This is a genomic window from Terriglobales bacterium (genome assembly GCA_035937135.1).
GTDB lineage: Bacteria > Acidobacteriota > Terriglobia > Terriglobales > Acidobacteriaceae > DASYVL01.
In genome coordinates this window covers 1-5693 of record DASYVL010000145.1, presented here as the reverse complement: position 1 = coordinate 5693, position 5693 = coordinate 1, and the positions used below count along the sequence as shown (strand labels likewise).

5 protein-coding genes and 2 tRNA genes are annotated in these 5693 nt (G+C 63.9%); all 7 read right to left on the bottom strand.

Annotated elements, in window-relative coordinates:
• Positions 1-79: 79 nt before the first annotated feature.
• Positions 80-154, bottom strand: a tRNA-Cys gene (locus VGQ94_08725).
• Positions 155-281: 127 nt separating this feature from the next.
• Positions 282-356: transfer RNA gene (locus VGQ94_08720), tRNA-Gly, on the bottom strand.
• 64 nt (positions 357-420) lie between these two features.
• A complete protein-coding gene (locus tag VGQ94_08715; protein HEV2022599.1) occupies positions 421-1152 on the bottom strand; it encodes a tryptophan 2,3-dioxygenase family protein in 732 nt (243 codons plus the stop codon).
• 32 nt (positions 1153-1184) lie between these two features.
• Positions 1185-2852, bottom strand: coding sequence for a SpoIIE family protein phosphatase (locus tag VGQ94_08710; protein HEV2022598.1), 1668 nt, complete (start codon positions 2850-2852; stop codon positions 1185-1187).
• Positions 2853-2918: 66 nt separating this feature from the next.
• A complete protein-coding gene (locus tag VGQ94_08705) occupies positions 2919-3623 on the bottom strand; it encodes an ABC transporter ATP-binding protein (protein ID HEV2022597.1) in 705 nt (234 codons plus the stop codon).
• Between the two features lie 66 nt (positions 3624-3689).
• Entirely contained in the window at positions 3690-4109 is a 420-nt protein-coding gene (locus VGQ94_08700; protein ID HEV2022596.1) for a response regulator, read from the bottom strand.
• A gap of 144 nt (positions 4110-4253) precedes the next feature.
• The gene (locus tag VGQ94_08695) at positions 4254-5213 is read right to left on the bottom strand and encodes a PhzF family phenazine biosynthesis protein (protein ID HEV2022595.1); all 960 of its coding nucleotides are present in this window, start codon (positions 5211-5213) and stop codon (positions 4254-4256) included.
• Between the last annotated feature and the right edge of the window lie 480 nt (positions 5214-5693).

The window sequence follows — 5693 nt, the reverse complement described above, 5'->3', positions numbered from 1 at the left end:
ATGCGCCTCTGGAGAGGGTGACCAATATCCCAGAGAGACAAGCAATAGTGATCTTGTTCATAGCTAATTCAGGAGTAAATGGAGGCGGCGATCGGAATCGAACCGATGGATAAAGGTTTTGCAGACCTCTCCCTTACCACTTGGGTACCGCGCCGAAAACAGTGGCCAGTCGTCCGCGGCCATTCGCCGGCAACTGCCACCACACACTAAGGATGCCGAGGGAGGCTGGAAGACTCAGAAAGCCTTCGTGATCCTTCGTTTCCTCATGTGACGAAGAAAACTGGAGCGGGAGACGGGATTTGAACCCGCGACTTCGACCTTGGCAAGGTCGCACTCTACCGCTGAGTTACTCCCGCTCGCTGTGGTTGATTATAGTCAGCCCGCGAAAACCCGGTCAAACAGCGCCCTTGCGCGCGGAACCTAGTACCGTGGCGCCTCGCCGCCGGCCTTTTCCCGCTCTTCGTTGATGCCCGCGGTGATCTCGTTGCGCACGTCCCACAGCGGCTTGTAGAAGAGATGCTCCTGACGCTGCCGCAGCACCTCCACCGGTGTGCCCATGGTCCCGATCACGCCCCCGCCGATGATACGCTGCGCCAGCTTCAGATGGTGGAAGCGGAAGAGCTGCACCTTCTCGTCGAAATCCAGCAGGCACTCCGCCACTTCGTGCAGCCCGAAGAACTCCGCATGCCGCCGGTAAAGCTGTTCCACTGTGAGCCCGGCGCGTTTCACCTGCTCGAAGAAGGCGTCTCCCAGCCGCGGGCCAGTGTGCAGCAGGGCCAGGAACCCGGGGGAATCCAGCCCGCTGCCGTGTCCCAGCCCGGCGCGGATCACGTGATACTCGTACGGGGTGATGGTCTCCAGGATGTGCAGCTCCTGGATGGGGAAGTCGAGCATGAAGTTGGCGCGCCGCATCAGTCGCGCAGCGTTTCCCAGGTCGCCGCCGGCAATGTACTTTGCCGCCCGCTCCATCTCCCAGGCCACGGCCTTCAGCAGCAGCTCCGAGCTCTGGTGCGTCGCCTGGAAAGTGAGCTCGTCCGGATGCAACATCTCCTCGGGCGGCTTCTGCAGGGAGAGCAGCTCATCGGTGTGCAGGTAGCGTTCGTAGTCGGACGCCCCCTTGCCCGGCAGGATCGTTTTTTTCAGGTCTTCCATGGGTCTCGTCTTGTTGTGTCGGAGCTGGCGACTCAGCCGCTGTAGGTGAGCTCCACCACCGTGCAGTCGTCGGTCAAGGGCGTATCGCCGCAGTAGCTCTCGACGGCCGCCAGGATCTGGTCGAAGGGCTCCGCGGAATTGGCCGCCGCCTCCAGCCGCTCGTCGCCGAAGAACTCGCCGGTGGCATCCTCCGCTTCCGTGACTCCGTCGGTCACCAGCACCAGGCGATCGCCCTTGTTGAGGGTGCGCTTCTCACTCTCGTAGGTGGCCTCCGGCAGCAGCCCGATGGGTAGGTTCAGGTTGCAAATGCGCTCCGCCTTTCCCCCCGCCACCAGCACCGGAGGCACGTGCCCGCAGTTCACGTACTCCAGCTCTCCCGCCGGGCTCAGCCGCACCAGCACCATGGTGGCGTACTTCTCGCCCAGGCCCTTCTGGCAAAGGAAGCGGTTGGTGGAGAAGACGATCTCGGCCAGCGGCACATGGGCCACCAGCTGTGAATAGATCATGCCTTGCAGCGTGGACGCCAGGATGGCCGCCGGGATCCCCTTGCCGGAAACGTCGGTAATCACTACCCCCATCCCCTCGGGCGTGGTGACCACGTCGAAGAAGTCGCCGCCGACATCGCGGCAGGCAAGATTCTTGGCGCGCAACCGGGCGTAAGGCACGTCGGGGATGGTCACCGCCATCAGCCGCTGCTGGATGGATGCGGCGATAGTCATCTGCTGCTGATACAACTTGGCGGATTCTTCCGCTTGCGCCAGGTTGGCGTTCTCCACCAGCGCCGCGGCTTCTGTCGCAATCGCGCCCAGAATCTCGGTGCTCACGCTGGAAATCTTCCCCGACGCGAAGCGGCTGTCCAGATACAGCACCCCGCTGGTCATCGGCGGCACGCCGCTCTCCGTCGCCTTCTCCTGCAACATGGTTCTCCGCAGCGGAATGCAGATGACGGTGCGCAGCTCGTTGGCCACGATGCTCTGCCGTCCCGCCAGGCCCTCCACGTTCATGGTGTCGGTCACCATGAACTCAGAAGCCGACCGCGCCGCCTCCTCGATGATGGAGTGGGAGACGGTCGTATCGTCCGCCAGTGGCTCGCCCTTCTGCGTCCGCCCCGCCGCCAGCTTCAGGTTGCCGTCCAGCCCGCGCAGGAAGACGTAGCCGCGATCCGCCCCCGTCAGCCGCAGCGTGGCCTCGATCAGCGTGACCAGCACCTCGTCCAGCACGCTGGTGGTGTTGAGTTTGCGCGCGGCTTCCAGGAACAGGGTGAGCTTCTCCAGGTCGGAGGCCCCGCTTTTCACCTCCATGCCGTGGATCTGGCTCAGGAACTCGCGCGCCGGCGTGGACTGCTGGCTCACCGGATTGAACAGCAGGTAGGCTCCATCCCGCATCCCGAACTCGATGCGGTCGTTGCGCTCCAGCTTTTTCCGCTCCACCCGCGCCCCGTTGACGAAGGTGCCGTGCTTGCTCCCCTGGTCCACCAGGTAGAAGTCGGCGCCCTCGGAGATGATCTGGGCGTGGTCACGGGAGACGCGCGCGTCGCCCACCACCAGGTCTTTGCCGCTCTTCCGGCCCACGCTGAACGGCGTGCGCTCCAGCGGGATATTCCGCTGCGCCACCCCGTCCACGAACACCAGGAGAGGCAGCGACGAACTCCGCCCCTGCGGCGGCGTGCTGAACGACGATGTGGGCGCTGAGGAGGACATCTCGAACCGTCTCAAAAATGTTGCAAGAGTAGCACCACCCGCTGGCTAATGACTACTGGCCGCCTTTCAGTGGTGCGTCCACTGCGGATCTTCGTCGGGGGAAACGATTTGCCCGTCGCGCATGTGGATGATGCGGTCGCCGACGGTCGCCGCTTCCGGGTTGTGGGTGATCATCAGCACCGTCTGTCCCAGCTCCTGGTTCGACTGCCGCAGCATGTTCAGCACGGTGTCGGAGTTGCGCGAGTCCAGGTTCCCGGTGGGCTCGTCGGCCAGCACGATGGCCGGCCGGTTGATCAGCGCCCGCGCCAGCGCCACTCGCTGCTGCTCCCCGCCCGAGAGCTCTGACGGCCGGTGTTGCAGCCGGTCGCTGATCCCCAGCAGGCCTACGATTTTTTCGAAATAGCCAGGATCGGTCGAGCCGTTCACCCCCGCGATGTCGCCGGCGATGTCTATGTTGGCCTGCGCATCCAGCGTCGGCAGCAGGTTGAACCTCTGGAACACGAACCCGATCCTGCGCTTGCGCATCCGCGTGCGTTCGGCGTCCGAAAGCTTGGAGAACTCCAGATCGTCGATCACCACCCGGCCGGAAGTGGCCTGCGTCAGCCCGCCCAGGATATAAAACAGCGTGGATTTCCCGCTCCCCGAGGGCCCTACGATGCTGACAAACTCGCCCTTCTCCACCTTCAGGCTGATGCCCCGCAGCGCCGGGACGTCCACCCGGCCCACACGGTACACCTTGGTCACGTTCTCGCCCTGAATGATGGCGCTCATCGCGATTTCTGAGTTTACACGAAAGCGGTCGTGCGGCATGGCGGGCAGCCTGCCTGGAAGACGTGCTTAGGACGCGGCGCGCGCGGAGTGGCTCGTCGTCTCGGGTGTCGCGCGTTTGGGGCCGCGCTTGCGCACCAACAGTTGCCGGATTCGTTCCAGCAGCTCTGAAGCTCCGTACATCCCCTTGGAGAGGAAAACGTCGGCTCGCGTCTCCTTCTCGTACACCTTCACCCGCCCCGAGAATAGGATGGCCGGGGTCTGTGGCGAGCGGGCCTTGATGCGATCCACCAGTTCGGCGCCGTCCATCTCCGGCATGGTCCAATCGGTCAGCACCAGGTCCACGCCGCCCTTCTCGAAGGCTTCCAGCGCGCTCCTCCCGCTGCCGCACGCGATCACCCGGTAGCCGCGCGTCTCCAGCACCACCTTGCGGATGGAAAGCGCCTGCTCGTTATCGTCCACGCACAGGATGGTTTTCTTGGCTCTCATGGCAACTCGGGGTTGGAATCCAAAACGCCCGCATCCTAACTGGGGCGCCTCCGCCACGTAAGTAACGCCGAAGATAATGCCGGAATCCTCAGCTTGAATTTTTCCGCCGGATGTGCGTGGTTCGGGCCGCGCTTCCTCGGCCGCTCAGAGAAAGAGTTCGCCCCGCATCACCTCGACCGCGTGCCCGCCCACCCGGACATTGACCACACGGGCACCCTCTTTTCCCGCGCGCACGAAGATGCGACTGGGCCGCAGCGCCTCCAGCCCCTGCTCGATCAGCACCCGCTCGTCCGCTTTGGCCACTCCGTGCTCCACCATCCAGGCCGCCGCGCAGCCCGCCGCCGACCCCGTCGCCGGATCCTCGCCGTTGTAGAAGATCATGCGCGCGTGCATCCGCGCCTCCCGGTCCACGCACTCCCGCGTCACGAAGTACAGGAATTTCGCCTCCGTGCGTGCCGTGTATTCCGCCACTCGCTTCCAGTCGAGCGCCAGCTTCTCCAAAGTCTTCCGCGTCTTAACCGGCACGATGGCGAAGGCCAGCCCGGTGGAGACCGTCTGGATGGGTAGGTCCGCGGACAGATCCTGCACCTCGAGCCCGGCCACGCGCGCGATGTCCTCGCGGCTGTGCGACTCGCCCATCGTCGGGTCTACCTGGCGCATTTCCCCGAAGACCTGCCCGCCGCTCTCCGCCGTGAACTCGACCGGGATCCTGCCTACCTCCAGCTCCAGCACGATCTCGGAAGGGCCGCTGCCGGCCCGCGTGGCTCCCCCGGCCCCCGGCCGGCGGTCCGGCCCGCGCAGCGCGAACGCCGTCCCCAGCGTGGGATGTCCCGCGAACGGCAGCTCCTCTTCGGTGGTAAAGATCCGCACCCGCACTCCGTGCTCGCGTTCCACTGCCGGGTCGCGCGGAAGAACGAAGGTCGTCTCCGAGAGATGCGTCTCCCGGGCCACCGCCTGCATCTCGGCGTCGCTCATCCCGCGCGCGTCGGTGAAGACCGCCAGCGCGTTCCCTTCGAGCGGCCGCTCCGTGAACACATCCAGTTGCACGTACGAGTACCGGCGCCCCTCGCCTCCGCCGTCTTTCGCGCTTCTCTCGTTTGACATATCTTTTCTCCGCCGCTCATTCTATCTAAGGGCGGACGTTGCCTTAGACTGGCAACTGACGACTGGCTACTGGTTTACGGAAGCGCATGGGGTCCGGTGACTCTCCCGGTCTTCAAAACCGAATTTGATTGGCGCATCCCGACGCATCAAATGGCACGATGTCGCAGAATGAATAGGTTACAGAATCACAGGACGCACCAGAATGCATCAACGCGCAGGAAATCTCAAAACGAACTGACACCAGAACTGACACCAGATTTTCACTCTTCCTAGACTAGCGCTGCGCTGCCAAAACCAAAGCTCTTCGGCACAGCGCCCGAGCTATGAGGTTAGTCGGCCCTCTAGGTACTATAAGGCAGGAGAAGAAAGTTATGAGCAGACACCTCCCGTCCGAGCGATACACAGATGCACTCACCCCGGCCCAGGCAGCCGCGGGGATAGACGCGGCAATGCGCACAGCACGTTCCTTGTTGAGAGATG

What these genes read in the sequence shown, in the direction of transcription:
- VGQ94_08710 (HEV2022598.1), bottom strand. Translation starts at nt 2,852, where the DNA reads ATGTCCTCCTCAGCGCCCACATCGTCGTTCAGCACGCCGCCGCAGGGG.
- VGQ94_08700 (HEV2022596.1), bottom strand. Translation starts at nt 4,109, where the DNA reads ATGAGAGCCAAGAAAACCATCCTGTGCGTGGACGATAACGAGCAGGCG.
- VGQ94_08715 (HEV2022599.1), bottom strand. Translation starts at nt 1,152, where the DNA reads ATGGAAGACCTGAAAAAAACGATCCTGCCGGGCAAGGGGGCGTCCGAC.
- VGQ94_08705 (HEV2022597.1), bottom strand. Translation starts at nt 3,623, where the DNA reads ATGAGCGCCATCATTCAGGGCGAGAACGTGACCAAGGTGTACCGTGTG.
- VGQ94_08695 (HEV2022595.1), bottom strand. Translation starts at nt 5,213, where the DNA reads ATGTCAAACGAGAGAAGCGCGAAAGACGGCGGAGGCGAGGGGCGCCGG.